The sequence below is a fragment of the Microvirga terrestris genome (assembly GCF_015694425.1).
Lineage (GTDB): Bacteria > Pseudomonadota > Alphaproteobacteria > Rhizobiales > Beijerinckiaceae > Microvirga > Microvirga terrestris.
In genome coordinates this window covers 130988-153801 of the sequence record NZ_JADQDN010000001.1, presented here as the reverse complement: position 1 = coordinate 153801, position 22814 = coordinate 130988, and the positions used below count along the sequence as shown (strand labels likewise).

The 22814-nt window shown below is 62.8% G+C and carries 16 protein-coding genes; 3 read left to right on the top strand and 13 right to left on the bottom strand.

Annotation, left to right across the window (positions count from 1 at the left end; all coding sequences use genetic code 11):
- Positions 1-11: 11 nt before the first annotated feature.
- On the top strand, positions 12-734 hold the full coding sequence (locus tag I2H36_RS00735) for an ABC transporter ATP-binding protein (protein ID WP_343234374.1): 723 nt from the start codon (positions 12-14) through the stop codon (positions 732-734).
- On the top strand, positions 731-1963 hold the full coding sequence (locus tag I2H36_RS00730) for an ABC transporter permease (protein WP_196261979.1): 1233 nt from the start codon (positions 731-733) through the stop codon (positions 1961-1963). The genes I2H36_RS00735 and I2H36_RS00730 overlap by 4 nt, the downstream gene beginning before the upstream one ends.
- A gap of 56 nt (positions 1964-2019) precedes the next feature.
- Here I2H36_RS00730 and metH read toward each other — a convergent pair whose 3' ends face one another.
- From metH to I2H36_RS00705, 5 genes are all read right to left on the bottom strand, one after another.
- Positions 2020-5775, bottom strand: a complete 3756-nt coding sequence (gene metH, locus I2H36_RS00725) for a methionine synthase (protein WP_196261978.1) — start codon at positions 5773-5775, stop codon at positions 2020-2022.
- Between the two features lie 105 nt (positions 5776-5880).
- Positions 5881-6786: a methylenetetrahydrofolate reductase [NAD(P)H] gene (gene metF / locus I2H36_RS00720; protein WP_196261977.1), complete on the bottom strand. Its 906-nt coding sequence runs from the start codon at positions 6784-6786 to the stop codon at positions 5881-5883.
- A complete protein-coding gene (locus I2H36_RS00715; RefSeq protein ID WP_196261976.1) occupies positions 6786-7799 on the bottom strand; it encodes a metalloregulator ArsR/SmtB family transcription factor in 1014 nt (337 codons plus the stop codon). The genes metF and I2H36_RS00715 overlap by 1 nt, the downstream gene beginning before the upstream one ends.
- 67 nt (positions 7800-7866) lie before the next feature.
- Positions 7867-8748, bottom strand: a complete 882-nt coding sequence (locus tag I2H36_RS00710) for an EamA family transporter (RefSeq protein WP_196261975.1) — start codon at positions 8746-8748, stop codon at positions 7867-7869.
- Positions 8749-8759: 11 nt separating this feature from the next.
- Positions 8760-10238: an AMP nucleosidase gene (locus I2H36_RS00705; RefSeq protein ID WP_196261974.1), complete on the bottom strand. Its 1479-nt coding sequence runs from the start codon at positions 10236-10238 to the stop codon at positions 8760-8762.
- Between the two features lie 127 nt (positions 10239-10365).
- Here I2H36_RS00705 and I2H36_RS20465 point away from each other — a divergent pair, with 127 nt between their 5' ends.
- The gene (locus I2H36_RS20465; protein WP_425523261.1) at positions 10366-10722 is read left to right on the top strand and encodes a Rap1a/Tai family immunity protein; all 357 of its coding nucleotides are present in this window, start codon (positions 10366-10368) and stop codon (positions 10720-10722) included.
- 9 nt (positions 10723-10731) lie between these two features.
- On the opposite strand, the gene I2H36_RS00700 is transcribed toward I2H36_RS20465, so the two are convergent.
- The 8 genes from I2H36_RS00700 to I2H36_RS00665 form a co-directional block, all read right to left on the bottom strand.
- Positions 10732-11418 (bottom strand): SDR family NAD(P)-dependent oxidoreductase, encoded by a 687-nt coding sequence (locus tag I2H36_RS00700; RefSeq protein WP_196261973.1) that lies wholly within the window; start codon positions 11416-11418, stop codon positions 10732-10734.
- 5 nt (positions 11419-11423) lie between these two features.
- Entirely contained in the window at positions 11424-13076 is a 1653-nt protein-coding gene (gene ettA / locus I2H36_RS00695; protein WP_196261972.1) for an energy-dependent translational throttle protein EttA, read from the bottom strand.
- A 546-nt stretch (positions 13077-13622) separates the two neighbouring features.
- Positions 13623-14966, bottom strand: coding sequence for an erythromycin esterase family protein (locus I2H36_RS00690; protein WP_196261971.1), 1344 nt, complete (start codon positions 14964-14966; stop codon positions 13623-13625).
- 159 nt (positions 14967-15125) lie between these two features.
- Positions 15126-17450 carry a glycoside hydrolase family 113 gene (locus I2H36_RS00685; protein WP_196261970.1) on the bottom strand — a complete coding sequence of 775 codons (2325 nt, stop codon included), beginning with the start codon at positions 17448-17450 and terminating at the stop codon, positions 15126-15128.
- 229 nt (positions 17451-17679) lie between these two features.
- On the bottom strand, positions 17680-19428 hold the full coding sequence (locus I2H36_RS00680; protein ID WP_196261969.1) for a M14 family metallopeptidase: 1749 nt from the start codon (positions 19426-19428) through the stop codon (positions 17680-17682).
- Positions 19425-20282 carry an ABC transporter permease gene (locus I2H36_RS00675; RefSeq protein ID WP_196261968.1) on the bottom strand — a complete coding sequence of 286 codons (858 nt, stop codon included), beginning with the start codon at positions 20280-20282 and terminating at the stop codon, positions 19425-19427. Before I2H36_RS00675 ends, I2H36_RS00680 begins: the two co-directional genes overlap by 4 nt.
- A 5-nt stretch (positions 20283-20287) precedes the next feature.
- Positions 20288-21211, bottom strand: a complete 924-nt coding sequence (locus I2H36_RS00670; protein WP_196261967.1) for an ABC transporter permease subunit — start codon at positions 21209-21211, stop codon at positions 20288-20290.
- A 70-nt stretch (positions 21212-21281) separates the two neighbouring features.
- Complete coding sequence (locus tag I2H36_RS00665) at positions 21282-22808, bottom strand: ABC transporter substrate-binding protein (protein WP_196261966.1); 1527 nt, start codon at positions 22806-22808, stop codon at positions 21282-21284.
- Positions 22809-22814: the final 6 nt, after the last annotated feature.

The window sequence follows — 22814 nt, the reverse complement described above, 5'->3', positions numbered from 1 at the left end:
GAACGCGCCCCGTGGCTCTCATCGAAGCGCGCGATCTCAGCCGGGTTTATAGTCTCGATGCCGGACGCGTCGTGGCGCTCGACGGCGTCTCCCTCGACATCGATCAGGGTGATTTCGTGGCTGTCATGGGACCTTCGGGTTCGGGCAAGTCGACCTTCATGAACCTGATCGGCTGCCTTGACCGGCCGACTGATGGCCAGTACCGGCTCGCCGGCACCGCCGTCGAGAGCCTTGATGCGGACGGTCTGGCGCGCCTGCGCAACCGCGAGATCGGCTTCGTGTTCCAACAGTTCAACCTGCTGCCGCGCGTCGACGCCCTGGCCAATGTGGAACTGCCCATGATCTATGCGGGCTTCGACCGCAGGACGCGCCGGGAGCACGCCCTGCAGGCGCTCGGCCGCGTCGGTCTTGCTGAACGCGCTCACCACCGCCCTATGCAGATCTCAGGCGGACAGCAGCAGCGCGTGGCGATTGCCCGCGCCCTCGTCAACAGCCCAAGCCTGCTGCTCGCCGACGAGCCGACCGGCGCCCTCGACAGTCGCACGGCCAATGAGATCATGGCGCTGTTCCAAGAGCTCAACCGCGAAGGCGTGACCATCGTGCTCGTGACGCACGATGCGGAGGTCGGCCGCCACGCGCAACGTCTCGTCCGCTTCCGCGACGGCCGCGTGACCGAAGATCGCCGCCAGACACCCGTCGATGCCCGCGATCTCGCATCGGAGGCGGCCGAATGAGATTGATCGAAGCGATCCGCTCAGCCCTCTCGGCCATTATGGCCAACGCCCTGCGCAGCCTGCTCACCATGCTCGGCATCGTGATCGGGGTGGCAGCGGTCATCGCCATGGTGGCGATCGGCTCGGGCGCGCGCAATCTCGTCGACAGCCAAATCCGATCGCTCGGCGCCAACCTCGCCATCGTCACGCCCGGCAACGTGACACAGGGCGGCGCACGCCTTGGTGCAGGCGCGGCCTCATCGCTGACCGACGAGGATGCGCAGGCGATCCGGCGTGAGATCGACGGCGTGGTGGCGGCAGCACCCTTCGTGCAGGGCGGCGCGCAGGTGGTGGCAGGCGGCAGCAACTGGGGCACGCGGATTTACGGCATCGACCTCGATTGGTTTTCCGCCCGCGAATGGGATGTTGCGACCGGCCGCACCTTCGATCCTGAAGAGGTGCGCCGCGGCGACATCGTCATCCTTCTAGGGCAGACGGTGGCGCGCAATCTCTTTGGCGAGGACGATCCCATCGACCAGATCGTGCGCGTGCGCAACGTGCCCTTCCGGGTCATCGGCGTGATGGCGTCAAAAGGCCAGTCAGCATTCGGGCAGGACCAGGACGACGTGGTCTTCGTGCCGCTCGATGCGGGCCGACGCCGTGTGATCGGCCGCAACTACGCCAAGGACCGTTCCGTCGGCTCGATCTTCGTGAAGTTCGCCAATGAGAGCGACATCGAGCCCGGCATCGAGAGCATGACGGAACTTCTGCGCCAACGCCATCGGATCATCGGAGAGCAGGAAGACGATTTCTCGATCCGCAACCTGACCGAGATCGCCAATACCGCGACCGCCTCCGCCAACACCCTGTCCATGCTGCTCGCCGCCGTCGCGGCCGTCTCACTGCTGGTAGGCGGTATCGGCATCATGAACATCATGCTGGTCTCAGTGACCGAGCGCACCCGCGAGATCGGCCTGCGTCTTGCGGTTGGTGCGCGCCCGCGCGATATCCTCAGGCAGTTCCTCATCGAGGCGACGACGCTCTCCACCATCGGCGGCGCGCTCGGGATCGGCCTTGGCATGGGCGTCGCCTATCTCGTGGCGCAACTTGCCGGCTGGCCGTCGCTCGTGTCGACGAACGCCATCTTCATGGCCGTGGGTTTCTCGGCATTGGTCGGCATCTTCTTCGGTTTCTATCCGGCGCAGCGTGCGGCGAAGCTCGACCCGATCGAGGCGTTAAGGCGGGAGTAGAGTTCAGATCCCGTCATCCCGGACGGCGCAGGCCGATCCGGGAGGACACCCAAGAATTACTCCGCCGCCATCACCCGGTAGCTCGCAGGATCGTAGTTCAGAATGGGGCCGAGCCAGCGCTCCACCTCCGTCACGCTCATGCCCTTGCGCTCGGCATAATCCTCCACCTGATCCCGCTCCACCTTGGCGACGCCGAAGTAATAGGACTGCGGATGCGACAGGTAGAGGCCCGACACCGATGAGCCCGGCCACATGGCATAGGATTCCGTGAGCTTGACGCCGATGCGCCGCTCGGCTTCGAGCAGGCTGAACAGCGTCGCCTTCTCGGTGTGATCGGGCTGAGCCGGATAGCCCGGGGCCGGGCGGATGCCCTGGTACTCCTCGCCGATCAGCCCGTCATTGCCGAGGCTCTCGTTCGGCGCATAACCCCAGAACTCCTTGCGCACACGCTCGTGCATGCGCTCGGCGAAAGCCTCCGCGATGCGATCGGCCAGAGCCTTCACCATGATCGAGCGGTAATCGTCGTTGGCGCGCTCGAATCTCTCGGCGATGCGCACCTCCTCGATGCCGGACGTCACCACGAAGGCGCCGATCCAGTCGGGCTTGCCGCTCTCGGCGGGCGCCACGAAATCGGACAAACACACATTCGGCTTGCCATCGCGCTTGGAGAGCTGCTGACGCAGGCCATGGAATGTCGCAAGACCATCCTTGCGGCTATCGCCGGTGAAGAGGCGAATGTCATCGCCGACTGCATTGGCAGGCCAGAAGCCGATGATCGCCTTTGGGTTGAACCAGCGCTCCTCGACAAGCTGCTTGAGCATCCCTTGCGCATCGTCCCAGAGCTGACGCGCCGCCTCGCCCTGCTTCTCGTCTTCCAGAATCGCCGGGAAGCGTCCCTTGAGTTCCCAGGTCTGGAAGAACGGCGTCCAGTCGATATAGGGCACAAGCTCGCCCACATCGTAGCTGCGGAACACCCGCGCGCCGGTGAAGGTAGGCTTCGGCGGCTGGTAAGACGTCCAATCGAGTGTCAGCCTGTTGGCGCGTGCTTTCTCGATGGAGAGGCGCTGCTTGTCGGCCTCGGAGCGCGCATGCGCATCCGCCACCTTCCGGTACTCGGCCCGGAGCGTCTCAACATAGCCGTCCTTCATGTCTGACGAGAGCAGCGAGGACACGACACCGACGGCACGGCTTGCATCCGTCACATAGACAGCCTGGCCCTTGTTGTAGTTCGGATGGATCTTCACCGCTGTGTGCACGCGGCTGGTGGTGGCGCCGCCGATGAGCAGGGGAATCTCGAAGCCCTCGCGCTCCATCTCACTCGCCACGTTCACCATCTCGTCAAGCGACGGCGTGATGAGACCCGAGAGGCCGATCACGTCCACATTCTCCCGGCGCGCGGTCTCCAGGATCTTCTGGGCCGGCACCATGACGCCAAGGTCGATGACCTCGTAGTTGTTGCAGGCGAGCACGACGCCGACGATGTTCTTGCCGATATCGTGCACATCGCCCTTCACGGTGGCCATCAGCACCTTGCCGGCAGCCGAGCGTTCGGTCGAGCCGTTGGCTGCCTTCTCGGCTTCCATGAACGGCATGAGATAAGCCACTGCCTGCTTCATGACGCGGGCGGATTTCACCACCTGCGGCAGGAACATCTTTCCGGCGCCGAAGAGATCGCCCACCACGTTCATGCCGGCCATAAGCGGGCCTTCGATCACATGCAGCGGACGCTCAACCGTCTGACGTGCCTCTTCGGTATCCTGCTCGATGAACTCGGTGATGCCGTTGACGAGAGCATGCTCGATGCGCTTCGCGACGGGCCACGAACGCCACTCAAGATCGGCCGCCTTGACTGCACCACTGCCATCACCCTTGAAGCGAGGAGCGGCTTCCAGTAGGCGCTCAGTAGCGTCGGGCCGGCGGTTGAGCACCACGTCCTCGCACAGCTCGCGCAGCTCGGGGTCGATCTCGTCATAGACCGCAAGCTGGCCTGCATTGACGATGCCCATGTCCATGCCGAGCTTGATGGCGTGGAACAGGAACACCGAATGCATGGCCTCGCGCACGGGCTCGTTGCCGCGGAAGGAGAACGACAGGTTCGACACGCCGCCCGAGATATGGGCATGCGGCAGCGTCTCGCGGATGATGCGCGTCGCTTCCAGGAAGTCGACGCCGTAGCCGTTATGCTCCTCGATGCCCGTTGCGACCGCGAACACGTTGGGATCGAAGATGATATCCTCCGGCGGGAAGCCAACCTGTTCGGTGAGAATCTTGTAGGCGCGGGTGCAGATCTCGACCTTGCGCTCAAGCGTATCCGCCTGACCGACCTCATCGAAGGCCATGACCACGACAGCCGCACCATAAGCGCGGCAGATCTTAGCCTGCTCGATAAAGGCCGCTTCGCCCTCCTTCATGGAGATCGAGTTCACGATGGCCTTGCCCTGGATACACTTGAGGCCGGCTTCGATCACGTGGAACTTGGAGGAATCCACCATCACCGGCACGCGGGCGATGTCAGGCTCGGCCGCAACGAGATTGAGGAACTCCACCATGGCCTTCTCGGAATCGAGCAGGCCCTCGTCCATGTTGACGTCGATGATCTGCGCCCCGTTCGCCACCTGATCGCGCGCCACGTCGAGCGCAGCCGCATAATCGTTGTTGGTGATGAGCTTGCGGAACTTGGCGGAGCCCGTGACGTTCGTGCGCTCGCCCACATTCACGAACGGAATCTCGGAGGTGAGCGTGAACGGCTCAAGACCCGATAGGCGCATGAGCGGCTGCATCACCGGGACCTTGCGCGGTGCTTTGCCGGCGACAGCCTCAGCGATAGCGCGGATATGCGCCGGCGTGGTGCCGCAGCAGCCTCCAACCACGTTCACGAGACCCGAATCGGCAAACTCGGCCAGCATGGAAGCCGTCGCCTCGGGGCGTTCATCGTAGAGCCCGAACTCGTTCGGCAGACCGGCATTCGGGTAGGCGCAGACGAGGGTGTCGGCGACCCGGCCGATCTCCTGAATATGCGCCCGCATCTCGCGGGCGCCGAGGGCACAGTTGAGGCCGATGGAGAAAGGCTCCGCATGGCGCACGGAATACCAGAAGGCCTCAGGCGTCTGGCCCGAAAGCGTGCGACCGGAGAGATCCGTGATCGTGCCCGAGATCATCACGGGCAGCTTCACGCCCTTCTCGGCAAAAACCTGCTGCGTGGCCACGATGGCGGCCTTGGCGTTGAGCGTGTCGAAGATGGTCTCGATCAGGATGATCTCGGAACCGCCGTCGACGAGTCCCCTCACCTGTTCGGCGTAAGCCTCGCGCACCTCATCGAATGTCACCGCGCGGTAGCCGGGGTTGTTCACGTCGGGCGAGATGGAGAGCGTGCGGTTCGTCGGGCCGATGGCTCCAGCGACGAAACGACGGCGGCCATCCTCCTTTTCGGCCATCAGCGCAGCCTCACGGGCAAGGCGCGCACCGTCGAAGTTCAACTCGTAGACGATCTCCTCCATGCCGTAATCGGCCTGGGCGATGGAGGTGCCGGAGAAGGTGTTCGTCTCGACGATGTCAGCGCCTGCGCGGAAATAGTCGAGATGTACATTGCGGACTGCGTCAGGCTGCGTGAGGATGAGCAGATCGTTGTTGCCTTTGACGTCCTGCTTCCAGTCCTTGAACCGCTGCCCACGAAAGTCCTCTTCCGAGAAGCGCGAGTTCTGCAGCTCCGTGCCCATGGCGCCATCGAGCACGAGGATGCGCTTGGAGGCGACCTCACGAAGCGCCTTGAGCACATCGGAACCACTGGCAGGGCAAGGATTGAACGCAGTCATTCGATTTGTTCTCTCTTCATCGCAGCAGACTTGGGTTCGGCCGCCGATGCTGATGCCATTGGGCACATGCAAATGCCCGGCAGCGAGCCGGGCGTGGAGTGAAGTTTAGGCTGCAGCCTTCATGCCCTGATCGCGCAATCCAAGCAGATGACAGATGGCATAGACCAGATCGGCACGGTTCATGGTGTAGAAATGGAACTCGTTGACGCCGCCATCCACGAGGTCGATCACCTGCTCGGCGGCCACAGCTGCGGCCACGAGCTTTCGGGTCTCCACATCGTGCTCTAGACCCTCGAAGCGGGCTGCCAACCAGTCCGGAACGCTCGCGCCTGTCTTGGATGCGAAATTCGAAGTCTGTTTGAAGTTCTGCACGGGCACGATGCCTGGCACGATCGGGATGCTGATGCCGCGGGCACGCACGCGGTCGAGAAAGCGGAAGTAGTGATCGTTGTCGAAGAAGAACTGCGTGATCGCCCGATCCGCGCCGCAATCGACCTTGGCCTGCAGCGCGTCGATATCCGCATCCAGCGAGGATGCTTCGGGATGTTTCTCCGGATAGGCTGAGACGGATACTTCGAAATCCCCAATGGCCTTGATGCCAGCGACCAGATCGCAGGTCTGCCGATAGCCACCCGGATGAGGCTCGTACGCTGTGCCGATGCCGCTGACCGGATCGCCGCGCAGAGCCACGATGTGGCGCACGCCTGCATCCCAATAGGACCGCACGACATCGTCAACCTCGGCCTTCGTGGCCGCAACACAGGTGAGATGCGCGGCAGGCTTCAGATGCGTTTCCTGGACGAGGCGGGACACCGTGGCGTGCGTGCGCTCACGGGTCGACCCGCCTGCACCGTACGTAACGGAGACGAACTGCGGATTGAGCGGAGCAAGACGCTGGATCGACGACCACAGGGTCGCTTCCATCTCCGACGTCTTCGGCGGGAAGAATTCGAACGACACCTTGATGGGACGAAAGGCCTGCCGGCTGGGACGAAGAGTGAGCGGTGACATCAGGCGACCTCTCTGTCGGGTTCGTTCAAGGGCCAATCCGTCATCACGCGGCGATCCTGGCCAAGCCAAAGGGATACGGTCAGATGCTCGTCGCCCTTCGTGGGCGGAGCGATCTCCCGGTTCAGGGTGCAGTCGAGGCCGGCCTCGTCGAGCCAGCCGGCCACCTGAGCCGGAGCAAAGCCAAGGCGGCGATGGGCCTGGGCCTCGCGCAGAAACTCGAGGCTGTGGGGTGCGAAATCCACCACCAGGATGCGTCCGCCCGGAGCCACGAGGCGCGCCGCCTCGCGGATCGCCCGGGCCGGATCGTCGAGGTAGTGCAGGACCTGATGGATGACGACGAGGTCGAACGTATCGCGCGGGAACGGAGGGGCATAGATGTCGCCCTGGCGCAGCTCGATTCCCCTTAAGCCCGCCTTCTCCAGGTTGGCGCGTGCCACCGAGAGCATGGCATGGCTGGCATCCAGACCAACCGTTCGCTGGGCGCGAGGGGCCAGCAGCTGCAGCATGCGGCCGGTGCCGGTGCCAAGATCGACAAGGTTGCGGATCGACCGTGTGCCCAAGGCGTCGAGTACGGCGGCTTCGACCACGGCCTCCGGCGCGTGCAGGGAGCGGATCCGGTCCCATTCGGGAGCCAGACGTGAGAAGAAGGCCTGCGCGGCCTGTGACCGCTGGGCGCGTACGGCCTGAAGCCTGGTGCGATCCTCCAGCAGCCGCGGATCGGAGTGATCCAGGCTTTCCAGGGTTGGGCGGATGATGCGCAGGGCGACGCCCCGATCGGTGAGCCGGAAGAAGGCCCAAGCCCCCTCTCGGTGCCGCTCCACGAGTCCGGCCTCGACCAGAAGCTTCAAGTGCCGGGAGATGCGGGGCTGGGACTGCCCCAGGATATCAGTGAAGTCGGAGACGGACAGTTCGCCCTCCGTCAACAGGGCGAGCATCCTCAGGCGCGTTTCTTCCGCGGCAGCCCGCAGGACGTCCAAGGTCAGATCCAGCGATGGAGACGGAGTGTCAGGCACGGCCAAATCTCGCTTTTACATATAAAGATATGTTTATATCTTTTTTGGAGCGGGAGCAAGCAGGGCCTTAGGACTTTTCTAGGCGCACTTTTGCGCGGCCCGACAGGACGACCAGCACGAATACTGCCCCGGCTACGAACCAAGCGGACAATGGGATATCCTCCCTGTTCAGAACCGAAGCGATCAGCAAGGTGACGAAGGTCTGCAGGAGCTGAACTTGGCTAACATGGGCGATGCCCCCGATGGCAAGCCCCGCATTCCAGGCGAAAAAGCCTAGATACTGGCTCATGAGGGCGACATACGCGAAGCTGACCCAACTCCAAGCTGGAACCGTTGCCGGCGCCGCCGGCATGCTCCAGAGGGCCGCCGGGATCGTGACCGGCAGAGCAACGACCAGTACCCAGGAGATGACCTCCCAGCCGGCGAGGCCAGCGCGGGCGAGCTTGCCGGAGAGCACATAGCCCAGCGCTGATGACAGGGCTGCCCCGAGAAGAAAAACATCCCCCTGCCCTAATGAGCCTCCTCCCTCGTACAGGGTGAACCCTATGACGAGAGCGGCGCCGGCCAAGGCCGCCAGCCAGAAGGCCGGGCTCGGGCGCTCACCTGCGATCAGAGTGCTGATGGCCGAGGTGGCGAGCGGCAGGATGCCAAGCACCACGCCGCCATGGGAGGCCGGCACGGTCTGCATGGCGAGCGCTGTGAAGCCGGGAAAGCCCGCAACCAGACAAAGGGCCACGAGCGTCAAGGTGCCCGCCTGCCGACGCGATGGCCAGCACTTGCGCAACAGGAGCAGGGTCGCCAGCGCCAGAAGCCCGGCGAGTGCCGCTCGCCCCGCCGTGATGAAGAGAGGGCTCAAATCCTCGACGGCAATACGCGTGAAGGGCAGCGTGCCGGCGAAAATGCACACGCCGATGAAGCCCAGGAGCAGACCGAGCGTTTGGCGGGACACGGAGCGCCGGCTTACCGGAAGGGGGGTTCGTCGAAGCTGCGCAGCTTGCGCGAATGGAGCGAGGTGCGCTGTCCCCGGAGAATGTCCAGGGCTGCCAGCCCGATCATGAGGTGTTCGCTCACCGCGCGCTCGTAGAAGGCATTGGCCGCGCCCGGCAGCTTGATCTCCCCGTGGAGCGGCTTGTCCGAGACGCAGAGCAGGGTGCCGTAGGGCACGCGCAGACGATAGCCCTGGGCCGCGATGGTGCCGCTCTCCATGTCGACCGCGATGGCGCGGGAGAGGTTGATCTGACGCCGCTCCTGGCTCCAGCGCAGCTCCCAGTTGCGGTCGTCATAGGTCACGACTGTGCCGGTGCGCAGGCGTCGCTTCAGCTCCTCGCCGCGCTCGCCGGTGACCTGGACGGCCGCATCCTGCAGGGCCACCTGGATCTCGGCCAGCGCCGGGATCGGGATTTCCGGCGGTACGGCGCTGTCGAGGATGTGGTCGCGCCGGAGATAGCCGTGAGCCAGCACGTAGTCGCCGATGGATTGCGACTGGCGCAGCCCCCCGCAATGGCCGACCATGAGCCAGCAATGCGGCCGCAACACCGCCAAGTGATCCGTGATGTTCTTCGCGTTCGACGGGCCGACGCCGATATTGACCAGGGTCACGCCCTGCCCGTCCTTGCGCATGAGATGGTAAGCCGGCATCTGGAACCGGTGCCAAGGGGACGAGCCGATCAGATCCTCGACCGTTGCCTCGTCCAAGCCCCGCTCGATGATGACGCCGCCGGGCAGGTCGAGCCTTGTATAGGGCCCGTTCTCGTCGGCCAGCTCCTTCACGGCCCAGCGGACGAACTGATCCACGTAGCGGTGATAGTTGGTGAGGAGGATCCAGGGCTGGACGCAGCGCCAGTCGCTGCCGGTGTAGTGCACCAGACGGCGCAGGGAATAATCGACCCTGGCCGCATCGAAGAGCGCCAGCGGCCGCGCTTCATTCTCATGAAACATCCAGGTACCGTCGGCGATCTCGTCGCCGACCTTGGCGAGAAGTGGGGTCGGAAAGTGCTGGGCGAGCTCGGAGGCGGAATGCGCCCCCCGGCCCAGTTCGTCGCCGCGCTCGAAGACGTAAGGGTACGGAATTTCCTGGTCACTGAACCCGACCTCGATAGTGGCGCCGTAGTCGCGCACGAGGTAGTTGAGCTGCTCCAGCAGGTAGTTGCGATAGAAGGTCGGTTGCGTGATCGTCGTCGCATAGACGCCCGGCCCCTGGAACTTGGCGTAGGCGCGCTGCTTGATCGGCGGCACGGACGATGCCCGGTAGTCCAGGCGCAGCTCCGGATAGCGGAAGCGGGAACGCTCAAGGGGCGTGGGGGGCGTGCCGGTGGCGAAGAAATGCTCCAGAGCATGGCGCTGCGCCTCGATGGCGCTGTCATGGAGCTCGATCAGCCGCTCGACGGCTTCTTGTGGGGTTGCGACGGATTCGAAGCTGAAAATGTTGTCGACTGGCACGTGGACTCTCTTCTTATGTCTCGTGCCTCAAGGGTCATACACTGTTTCGTCTCGGAACCCAACTGAGATGACTGAATTCGAAGCACTCTCAATTGATACTATGTAATAACTAGCTTAGTGATCTGCCATGACAAGCCGCCTCATCCTCTTATCAGCCCTACTTTGCCTGTGCATGCCGGCGGCCTCGTCAGCTGCAAAAGCTGAGAAGCGGCGATGGGCTTCTCAGTATTTAGATGCGTGCGAGACCAGTTCAGCAGAGTGGCCCATCTGCAAGGCATATATCGAAGGGTTTCTGGGCGCTACATCAACACTTGTAAAGAACAAGAAAATCTCTCCCCCGTTTTGCTTGCCGGAGGGTATTTCTACCGAGCAAATTGCAGCCGTCTTTAGAGAGTTTGCTTTGCAGGGACCCTACAGAGCTGTTGCGATGGAAGGGGCGCTTCTTATGTCCGTGGGCTTGAAGTTCCCATGCCAAACCTCCTGAAGGCCTGCTTCAGAACGGGATCTCAGCCCCCGTCCAATCGAAGAAGCTGCCCGTCTTGTCCATCGTCAGACCATCGATGAGCCGGATCAGCCCCGCCGCGCTCTCTTCAACGGCAATATCGGCGCTAGAGCCGCCCATATCCGTTTGCACCCATCCGGGATGCACGGACACTGCAACGATCCCTTCTGCATACAGATCCGTCGCGAGGCCCTGCGTCACCTTGTTCACGGCAGCCTTGGAGGCGCGATAGGCGATGCGGTCTGACTTCGCATGGGAGAGCGAGCCCATGCGGCTGCTGATGGTGATGATCTTGGCTGCCTTGGCGCGCCTCAATTGAGGCAGGAACGCGTGAACAATCCTTAGAGGGCCGAGGGTATTGATATCCAGGGTTTCAAGAAACCCTTCGAAATCCATGTCGAGCGTCGATTGCCGCGGCGGGCCGATGACGCCTGCATTGTTGACCAAAACATCGATGGGCTCATCGAAGCTCGCAGCCGCTTTACGGATCGAGGAGAAGTCTCGGACATCCAGCGCGAGCAGCCTGAGCTGTCCGCCAGCAATGAACTCACGCCATTCGGGCTGGCTCTGACTCAGGTCGCGAAGGGTGCCGACGACGCGATCACCACGTTGCAAAAGAACGCGGGCGAGCGCCTGCCCGATCCCGCGTCCGATGCCTGTGACGAGGTATGTCCGCACGACCTTTACCGCGAGAACTTCTTGTACTTGATCCGGTGCGGGATCGTGGAATCCGTGCCGAGGCGGCGCTTCTTGTCCTCCTCGTAATCGGCGAAGTTGCCCTCGAACCATTCCACGTGGCTGTCGCCTTCGAAGGCCAGGATGTGGGTGGCGATGCGGTCGAGGAACCAGCGATCGTGCGAGATGATCACAGCGCAGCCCGCGTAATCCTCCAGCGCCTCTTCGAGCGCCCGCAGGGTATCCACGTCGAGGTCGTTGGTCGGCTCGTCGAGGAGGAGCACGTTCGAGCCCGACTTCAGGATCTTGGCGAGATGCACGCGGTTGCGCTCGCCGCCCGAGAGCACGCCGACCTTCTTCTGCTGGTCGGAGCCCTTGAAGTTGAAGGCACCGCAATAGGCGCGGGCGTTGATCTCGCGCTTTCCGAGATAGAGGATCTCGTTGCCGCCGGAGATCTCCTCGTAGAGGGTCTTGTTGGCATCGAGCGAGTCGCGGCTCTGGTCGACGTATCCGAGCTTCACGCTCTCGCCGATCTTGATCGAACCCTCGTCCGGCTGCTCCTGGCCGGTAATCATGCGGAAGAGCGTTGTCTTACCGGCGCCGTTCGGGCCGATGATGCCGACGATGCCGCCCGGCGGCAGCTTGAACGACAGGCCGTCGATGAGAAGCTTATCGCCGAAGGCCTTCTTGAGATTGTCGAATTCGATGACGTTGTTGCCGAGACGCTCCGCAATCGGGATGATGATCTGCGCGGTCGTCGGGCCCTTCTCGTTGGCCTTGGCCACGAGTTCCTCATAGCGCTGGATACGGGCCTTCGACTTGGCCTGGCGGGCCTTCGGCGAGGCCGACACCCACTCGCGCTCGCGCTCGATGGTGCGCTGGTGAGCGGCGTCCTCACGGCCTTCCTGCGCGAGGCGCTTCTGCTTCTGCTCGAGCCAGGATGAGTAGTTGCCCTCGTATGGAATGCCCCGGCCTCGGTCGAGTTCGAGGATCCAGCCGGTGACGTTGTCGAGGAAGTAGCGGTCGTGGGTGACGATCAGGATCGCACCCGGATAATTGCGCAGGTGGCCTTCCAGCCAGCCGGTTGTCTCGGCGTCCAGGTGGTTGGTGGGCTCGTCGAGGAGCAGCAGCTCAGGCTGCTCCAGGAGCAGCTTGCAGAGCGCCACGCGGCGGCGCTCGCCGCCCGAAAGCTTGTCCACGGACCAGTCGTCCGGCGGGCAGCGGAGCGCGTCCATGGCCTGGTCGACCTGGGAATCGAGATCCCACAGGCCCTTGGCCTCGATCTCGTCCTGGAGACGGGTCATCTCGTCCGCCGTCTCCTCGGAATAGTTCATGGCGAGCTCGTTGTAGCGGTCGAGGATCGCCTTCTTGGCGGCCACGCCCTCCATGACGTTCTCGCGCACGTTCTTCGACGGGTCGAGCTGCGGCTCCTGCGGCAGGTAGCCGACGCGAGCGCCTTCGGCCACCCAGCCCTCCCCGGTCCAGTCCGTATCGGTGCCGGCCATGATGCGAAGCAGCGTCGACTTACCGGCGCCGTTGACGCCGAGCACGCCTATCTTGGCGTCCGGGTAGAAGGAGAGATGGATGTTGTCCAGGACCTTCTTGCCGCCCGAATAGGTCTTGGTGAGGCCACGCATGTGGTAGATGAATTGACGGGACACTTAAAAAGCCCTGCTTGATCGAGATGTGAATGGAGTTGGCCGTCAGTTAGCAGGGGCGAACGACCGGGGCAAGGCGGGGGAGTGTCGCCATGGGTTCGTCGCCGGCAGAGTTCCAGACAGCCAGCACCTTGGGGCCCGCAGCGTGAGCTGCGAGCCTAAGGTTAAGATCGAGGGTGGCGCGACAGGCATCCCGGCTCGATGATGGATGGTGAGAAGGAAGAGCCGGAGTGCCTCTTCGCGCACGGCTTGTTTAGGCGTTCAGGCGAGACCAGCCCGGTGACCGCTCCAGGCGTGGCCCGTCTGCTCGACGGGGGCCTGGAACCGATTCCGACCACCGGCCCACAGCCTGGGCCTCCTGTCGATGCGGCTTGCGAGGCTGCACCACAGGACCGTGTCTGCTCCCACACTGCGACGCCTCGCGAGCGCGCCCCTCGACAGGAGCAGATCTGCACAACGATATAACCCAGGTTAGGAGAATTGTCAAGAACAAAAGAGGAACATAAACTCGCACTGCCCTCCCCCCTTCGCGGGAGAGGGTTGTATGCATCAAAGCCCGAACGGGTAGGTTTCTGGCATGCCCTTGCCGTGTGCATGGGTCAGCGGGGTCACGGCCCTGGTTTCCTCGAACCAGACGAAGGCATCGAACTGCTCGGCAAGGACGGCCTCGAAATAGTGGCTGTAGAGCTCTGTCTCCGGCCGGTAGATCACGCCGATGGCGCGCTCCAGGCGAGGCCGGGCGAGAACATCTTTCAGGTCGGCCTGACCGTTCTCGCGCCAGTCGGTGAGAAAGCAGCTTAAGCCCGTATCGCGAAAGATCCGCTCATGGCTGTCCGACCGTGCTGGGCGCACGCCCTTCACCTGCATCGGCTCGTCCCAATCATCGGCTGCCGCCACCGTGCCGCGATCCGTCCCAAAGCCGATGAGCACGGCCTCATTGCCATAGGTCTTGCGGCAAAGCTCGCCGATGTTGAATTCGCCCTGCCAACCCATGGCCGTGGCGGCGGCGTTGCCGACATGGGAATTGTGCGCCCAGACCACGGCCTTGGCATTGCCGCGCCGGGCCAGCAGGCTTTGGAGCGTCTCGAACATGTGCCGGTCGCGCAGGTTCCAGGACTCCGTCGCGCCCTCATACATGATCCGGTAATAGTGCTCGGCCGCATGGACGATCCTGGCGTTCTGAAGCGCGTCGAAAAATTCGTCGCTGCCGTCGGCCTGGAGATAGTGCATCCGCTTGTCGAGAATGTCCTGGAGCTGGCGCAGCAGAACCTCGTCGCAGGGCTTCTTCTGACCCGTGAGGACGGCGCGGCCATAGCGGGCCGGATCCGACTGCCAGGGGCTGAGGCAGCCGTAGCGCCCCCTTGCATCGTTCGCAGCTTCCGGATCGACCTTGTCGAGATAGTCGAGAACGGACCGGATGGACGCGTTCATACTGTAGACATCGAGCCCTCGGAATTCGGCTCGCTCGTCCTCCGCCGGATCCCTGTTGTGGTCGCGCATCCAGTTGACGAAATCGGCCACCTCCTCGTTGCGCCACATCCAGGTGGGAAAGCGCTCGAAGGCTGTATCGTCGCCATCGGGAACCCGGCGATGGCGGACATAAGCATCGATCCGCGCCGCATCGGGCCAGTCGGCCTCGACGGCCACGATGGAAAAGCCGTGACGCTCGATCAGACGCCTCGTGATGGCCGCTCGCGCCCGATAGAACTCCGACGTGCCGTGTGTGGCCTCGCCGAGCAGCACCACCTTGGCATCGGCAAAACGGTCGAACATGGCACCGAAGGCCTGCTCGTTGGCGATCGAAGGAAGTTCCTCACCATGCTCGCGCACGAGATCGACGGCTTCCTTAACCGAGGCTTCGTTCTCGTTCTGCTTCCAGGACAACTGGGCCATGGCTCCATCTCCCGCAGGGCCGGATCTCCGCATCCGGCGCAGCCGAAGAACGAAAGCAGGACTCGGCTTGTTCCGCCGGGCAAACCTGACCATCGTATGAAATGAAAACGGCCGGAGATGCTCTCTCCGGCCGTCGCTTCACGTGAAAAAATCAGGCGGTTACCAGAACCAGAGATCGCCGCGGTCCAGGGTGGAAGCCTTGAAGTTCTTCAGGGTCAGGACGTCGCCATCGCCGAAGTTGATGACGGTGTCGCGGCCGACCTGCTTCACCAGCTTCCTGAAGATCTGCATGACCTCCGCATCGGTCGCGCCGCTGCCGATGCCGGTTCCGTTCATGTTGCCTTGGACGATCAGCTGATCCTCTTGCTTGAGCTTGAAGTCGTAGATGACATCCTTGCCCATGCCCTGGCCGAAGACGAAATCGTCAGCACCCTTGCCGCCCCAAAGCTTGTCGGTGCCGCCGCCTGCTTCCAGCATGTCGTTGCCGGCTCCGCCCCACATCTGATCGTTGCCGAACCAGCCTTGGACGGCATCGTCACCATTGCCGCCATAGAGCTTGTCGTCACCATCGCCGCCTTCGACGCCGTCGTTTCCGTCACCGCCATTGACGAGGTCGTTGCCATCTCCACCGCTGAGCTGGTCATTGTCGGCCTCGCCATAGAGCTTGTCATGGCCGGCATCGCCGTTGAGGACATCGTAGCCGGCACCGCCGCGCAGGAGGTCATTGCCAGCATCGCCATTGAGCATGTCGTCGCCGCTATCGCCTCGGAGTTGATCGTTCTCGGCACCGCCGGAGATGATGTCGTTGTTCTCGCCACCATAGACGCGATCGGCTCCGCTGCCGCCTTCGAGGTAGTCGTCTCCTTTATCACCGTAGAGAACGTCATTGCCGGTGCCGCCATCGATGGTGTCGTTACCTAGCTCCCCGCTCAGCCGGTCACTGCCACCGAGGCCGAGTACGGTGTCGTCACCGGCCTTGGCTTTAATGACGTTGGCTTTGCTCGTCCCGGTGATGCTATCATCGCCATCTGTTGGCTTGATCGACGGACCGGTCTCAGCCGTGAAGGTGAACCAGTTCGCGTTCGGGTTGGTATCAGTCGTCAGAACCGTGAGGCTGCCGCCATCCGAGAAGCGGACGATGTAGCCGCCATTGGTCTGCACGATCTCGAGGTCATCGAAACCTGCGGCTCCCACATTGATCAGGCGGATCCTGTCGCCCTGCTGGGTATACCGGAAGTCGGTGATGGTGTCGGCGCCGTCGCCGCCGGCATAGACGAACAGGTCGCCACCCCGGTTACCTGTCAGGATGTCGTTTCCTGCACCGCCCGCGATAGTGTCATGGTTGAACCCGCCTGCGAGCCTGTCACCCGCAGTCGTGCCATCGAGCTTGAGGCCGGCAACCGATCCCGGATTTTTGAAGTATTGCTCGACGATCGCGTCGGCAAGCTTGCCGTCGGTGCCATAGCCGCTATCCGGAGCCGGATTGGGCTGGTTGGCATCGTAGTTCCAGAGCCAGTAGCCGCCCATCCAGCCTTCATCGATGCGATCTGTGATGATCTTATAGAAGGCCTTGAACATGTTCAGCTGTTCGGGCTCATCGATGAAGTTGTCCTCGCCCCATTCCCACGGCGAGGTGTTGTTGAGATTCATGCTGCGGAAGCCGGTTTCCGTGAAGATCAGCTTCTTGCCGAACTGTTGGGCCACATGCTTCAGGGCATCCATCGCGGACATGTTCTGTCCGAACTTCGCGATGATCGGATTGCTCGTGCTGGAGACATTAGACGGCTTGGTCCAGCCATCGACCAGCTGCTGCACGGTCGGATTTGCATTGTTGGCCGTGAAGGCGATGTAAGGGTTGGCTCCCATGTAATCGAGCTGATCCCAGAACTCGACGTGAAGCGCCTCCGTCCAGGTTGCCGCGTAGGTGAGCTTGATGTCGGTGCCCTCCAGCTCTTTGCGGACATCCGTGATGATGTCCCGCCAATACTGGGTGTATTGCGGCTGCGTCATGCTCTCGCATTCATTGCCGATGGCGAAGGCCGTGATGCCTTCCGCCTTCGCGAGCCTGGCGTAATGAATCACGGCTTCCTTGTAGGAAGCAAACCAGGCATCGGCCCACACCTTGGCCTCAGCGGGCGTGGATCCTGCGGGCGGGCCGATGAGGGCATTCCAGTCGTCGTTCTGCATGTTCACATGCAGCTTGAAGATCACCTCAAGCCCACGGGTCTGCGCTGCATTAATTGCCTCTCTGATCGAAGCGTCGCTCTCCGTACGCGGAGCGCCATCGGTATTATAACCGCCGGCATCACCATTATCGCGGTAGACCCGGGTGGAGGTCAGTGAATCCATATAGACGGTCGGCACGAGCACGACCTGGGAGGCGCCATCACCCTTGATAAGGTCGAGATTGGCCCCCTGAATGGTGTAATTGCCGTCCCACCAGGACGGAAGGCTCTCCGCCTGGAAATCAAAAAGCTTGGCCATACTAACTGCCCCTACGATCCATAAAATTCGCTTATTGTGCGATATAGAGTTTCATTACAATATATCGGAGAGGGGATCAAGCAGAGCCAAGGCATGAGGACTGGCGCCAATAAGGCCTAACTTTCTGAATTATAAATAAGAATTTAATCACATGAACAGTCACAGGCGAGCAATCGGTCCCGATACGATTGCTCGGGAGCCCTGGCCATCGGACGGGTAGCTTTTAACTTTAAGCGGCCGCACTCATCAGCGTGTTGAAAGCTTCCTCGGCGGCGATGACGGTTGCCATCTGGACGGTATGGGCGAAGCGATAGGCTTCGCCATAGATCGTCTCGTCCGGGAATTCCGTGATCAGCGTCATCGGGGTCGGGTGGCGCTCGTCGGCCGTGATCAGGCACGGGATGTCGTTGATGATCTCGTAGGGCGTTCCGCCCGAATGGATCGAGCAGATCTCGATCTGGCGCCGGTTGAACTCGGCCAGTCCCGGCACGGCCGACAGGCCCGTCGTGACCGCCTCGATCAGTGTCCTGGCCGTCTCGGCCCAGGCAGGGTGGTGCCGCATGATCAGGAAGAAGCCCTTCGGAATCGTCCAGAGCTCGAAGCCGCGCGGCAGATAGCCCGTGAAGGGACGGGTCCATTCGTGGGCCGGGTAGCCGTGGAAGTTGAGGTGAAGCTGCGCGCCCGACAGGACGAGGGCCTGATTGCGGGCGCCGATCTCATAAAGAGGTTCGCTGCTTCCATATTCCAGATCGTTGCCGAGGGACGTGTAGCGCGCGGCGTGGTGCATGTGCCGCGGGCTGCCCTCGCAGAGGCGGCCGTGCAGCGCGTAGCCGTCCGGGTTCTCAACCGGAATGTAGGCGATGTTCGCCTCGGGATTGGCGAGAAGCCGGCGAACGGCCCGCAGGGTGCCGACCGGAGCCGAGGTCTCGTTGGCGTGCTGACCGCTCGTCACAAGGACGGGCGCACGTGAGCCGGGACGGTAGAGGCCGCGCACCGGCCGTCCCTCGCGGGAGACGCCCTCGAAGGTTTCGCCCGGAAGCTCCGCAAGCTCGCGGTGGATCTGGGCAAGAGACGGCGCTGCATCCGCGGTTTCGATATCCTGCTCCGGCCGCGCCGGATCAGACGGCGCGCCAAAGGAGCGCAGCGTCACGCGAATCTCTGCGTCACCTTCCCCTGCGCGAATATCCGGCACGATCTGGCCAGGCTGCAGGCCGCGGTCTTCGGGAGGACGGCCCGAGCGGTGCTTGAAGAACTCGAGGATCGAGAAATAGAAATCCTCGTGCAGCGCTTCGCGGGTGCTCATGACCTCGTCGCCGTAATCGAGCTCGCGCTCGATGCCCGGAATGGCGACGTCGATGGCAAGCGTCTCCATATAGGGCTCGGTTGCGGGCCAATCATGAGCCATGACGGCCGCCATGACCTTGTGAAACACCTGCTCGATCTCGGTCTCGAGCGGCTCGTCCAGGTCAGGGCCTGCGTCAGCGCGTCCTGTCACCTTCAGCCAGCCGGTCGGGGTGAGGTCGACCTGATCGAGATGGTTGGTGCGCAGGCGGTTGGGGGCGAACACCTCATGCTCCGCAACACTGCCATCCGCGTATTCGAGCGTGATCTGATAGGTGAGATCGACCTCGCCGGGTTCGAAGCGGGTCTCGATGTTCCCAAGCAGGGCCGCCAGGGGATAGGCCTCGGAGAGGAAGCGCAGGCGGTCCGCCTTCTCGTGCAAGGGGTAGCGCACGACCGCGCGGGTCACGCCCGCCATGTCGAACTCTTCGAGAAAGGCGTGCACGAGCGGCTTGTAGGCGCTGCGCAGGCGGGCATGGATGCCGGATGCGGCAAAGACCTGTTCGGCTCGGCGCCGCGCCGCCTCGTCTTCGAACAGCCAGGCCTCAAGGATCATGCCGCGATGGTCGCTCTTCGCCCAATCGCGCACGAGAATGTCGAGCGTGCGCGGCACCCGCTCGTTGAGCAAAATCGTCATTTCGATGTCTGTCCTGTCGGGTCGAGATAATCGCGCAGCCAATCACCCAGAAGGTTGAGGCCGAGCACGGTGAACATGATGGCGAGCCCGGGAAACACGCTGACCCACCAGGCCGTCTGCAGGTAGGTGCGCCCGTCGGCCAGCATTCCGCCCCAGCTCGGGATGAGCGGATCGACGCCGAGGCCGAGGAAGGTCAGGCTGCTTTCGAGCAGGATATTGTTGGCCACCTGCAGAGTCATGAGGATGATGATGGGGCCGAGTACGTTGGGCAGAATGTGGGTGAAGATAATGCGACCGTTGCCGACCCCGATGGCACGGGCGGAGAGGATGAACTCGCGGTCCCGCAACGACAGCACGGAGCCGCGCACGAGGCGCGCATATTGCACCCACTGGGTGGCGATCATCACCAAGATGACCTTATCGATGCCCGCACCCAGGATGGCCAGGAACATGATCGCAACGAGGATGAAGGGCAGCGCGAGCTGAATGTCGACAAAACGCATCAGGAGAATCTCGGCGATGCCGCGGTAATAACCCGCCACCAACCCGACGAGAGTGCCGATGATGACGGCGCCGATCACGGACAGGAAGCCGACCATGAGGGAAATCTTGCCGCCCACAGCGACCCGAGCCAGCACGTCGCGGCCAAGAGGATCGGTGCCGAGGATGTGTTGCCAGCTCTGGAACGGCGGGATGAGCCTCGCCATGAGGTCCATGCCCTCGCCACCATCCGGAAACAGCGCGGGAGAGAGCAGCACGACCAGGACGATGCCGCCTGCGAAGAGGATGCCAAGAACAAGCTCGAGCGACTTGAACCATGAGCGCGACGAGGAGACAGCCTGAGCCGTTGCCATAGGCTTCACTCCGTGCGGATGCGCGGATCGATCAGCCCGTAGGCGATATCGATCAGAAGGTTAATGAGAATGATGAACAGCGCCAGCACCGTGATGGTGCCCTGGAGCACCGGATAATCACGGTTCGAGATGGCGTCGAAAGCGAGCGTGCCCATGCCGGGCCAATTGAACACCCGCTCCACGATCACGATGCCGCCGATGAGGCCGCCGAACTGCAGGCCGATATAGGTGACGAGCGGAATGGCCGAGTTGCGCAGCGCGTGCTTGTAGAGCACCACGCGGTCGCGCAGGCCCTTGGAGCGCGCCACCATGATGTATTGCTGCGACAGGGTCTCAAGCATGGAGGTGCGCACGAGACGCACATTGGTGGCGGTGAGAATGGTCGCCATGGTGAGCGCCGGCATGACGAAGCTCTCAGGCCCTTCCATGCCGCTCGGAGGCAGGATCCCGAGCACGATGGAGAACAGGAGCACCAGCATGATGGCGAGCCAGAAATTCGGAAAGGACAGGCCGACCAGCGACAGGATGCGGATCATCTGATCCGGCCAGCGGCCGCGATGCACGGCCGCGTAAATGCCGAGCGGCACGGACAGGATGATGGAGACAATCAGCGAGGCGAAGGCCAACAGGAGCGTCGCGGGCAATGCGCGGGCGATGAGCATGGAGACGGGCGTGCCGCCCATGAAGCTCTTGCCGAAATCGCCGGTCAGAATGCCTTCGAGAAAGCTGAGATACTGAACGAAGAACGGACGCTCAAGACCCAGCGACTGCCGGATGTTCTGCAGATCCTGTTCGGTGACGCTGCCGGCGCCGCCCACCAGCATGACGGCGGGATCGCCCGTCAACCTGATCGCGAAGGAGACGATCAGCGTGACGGCGAGAACCACGAAAATGGCCTGCAGCAATCGTTTGAGAATAAAGCCCGCCACGGGGTTTCCTTCTACACTGGAACAGGCCCTGCTTTCGCAGGGCCTGTTCGATGGTCACGGGGATACGAGCTTAGTCGACGGTCACGTCGTTGAAGCGGAACCGCCGGTCAGCCGGAGGCACGAAGTTCTTGACCCGCTTGCTCACGCCCAGCACGGTATTCTCATTATAGAGCGGAATTTCGAGCGCTTGGTCCGCCACGTAACGCGCGACTTCCTGCAGGATCTTCTGACGCTGTTCCGTGTCGTAGATGGTGCGCTGCTTCTCGAGCAGGGCATTCAGCTTCGGATCGTTGTCGTACGGGTTCCACTTCTCGCCCGAGTGGTACATCAGGTAAGCGGTGTTGTCGTAGTCGAAGGTCCATCCGCCCCAGGAATTGTGCCAGGCCTCGCCGGTCTTCCCATTGGGGATGATGTCGTTGAGCAGAACCGGGGGCTCGTGCGGCTGGAGCGACGGCTTGAGGCCGAGCGCCTGGAAGTAGCCGGCCGCCGCCTGAGCGACCTCGCGGAAGGTCGCGTCATTGCCGCGGAAGTCGATGCGCACGGGAGAGCCGGCCGGAACCTTCGCCTCCTGCAGCATCTGCTTTGCCTTCGCGAGATCGAACGGCAGCGGCTTCAAGGTGGGGTCGTTGCCGAACGACAGCTCCGACTGGAAGCTCGCGATCGGCTTGCCATGGCCGAGCAGCACCGCCTTGATGATCGCATCGCGATCAACCGCCATGGTGAGGGCCTTGCGGACGTTGATGTCCTTGGTGATGCCCTCCTTGGTGTTGAGGCGCAGGGCCACAACCGTCGGGCCCGTGATGCTGACCAGAGTGGCGTTCGGGCTCTTCTCCACCGTCGGGGCAAGACCGAAGGGGATGAGCGTCGCGATATCGATGCGGCCGGCCTGGAGCTCTGCCACCTGAGTGTTGGCCTCAGGAATGAACCGGTTCACCACCTTGTCCAGCTTCGGCGCGCCGCCCCAATGCTCGGAGAACGCCTCGAGCACCAGGTTCACCTTTGGGGTGTATTCCACGAACTTGAACGGCCCGGTGCCGACCGGATTCATGTTGAAGTGCGCGTCGCCCTTCTCCTGGATGTACTTCGGCGGCACGATCATGCCCCCGTAGCCGGCGAGCTTGGTCAGCAGCACGGGATCGGGCTGCTTCATGATGAAGTCGACGGTGGAGTCGTCGACGATCTCCACCTTGGAGATGGAGTTGTAGTTCGACTGCTGCGGACCCTTCTTGCCCTCCTCGCCGAGCAGGCGGTCGAAGGTGAACTTCACGGCCTCGGCGTTGAACGGCTCGCCGTTGTGGAACTTGACGTTCTGGCGCAGCTTGAAGCGGATGCGGCTGTTGTTGTCGAGAAACTCCCACGAGGTCGCCAGTGCCGGCTGGAGCTTCATGTCAGGCCCGCGCGAGAGCAGGCCGTCATAGATGTTGTTGGCCGCCGACGACCACGGCACGAGGAAGCTGTCGATCGGGTCCCAGCTACCCGGATCGATGGTGATTGCAACCGTAATGGTTCCTGCCGCCTGCGCACCGGATGCCGTGAGCGGCACCAGGGCCGTGGCGACGGTGAAACCGAGCGCTTTCAGTTTTGTCGATAACTTCATCTTGTC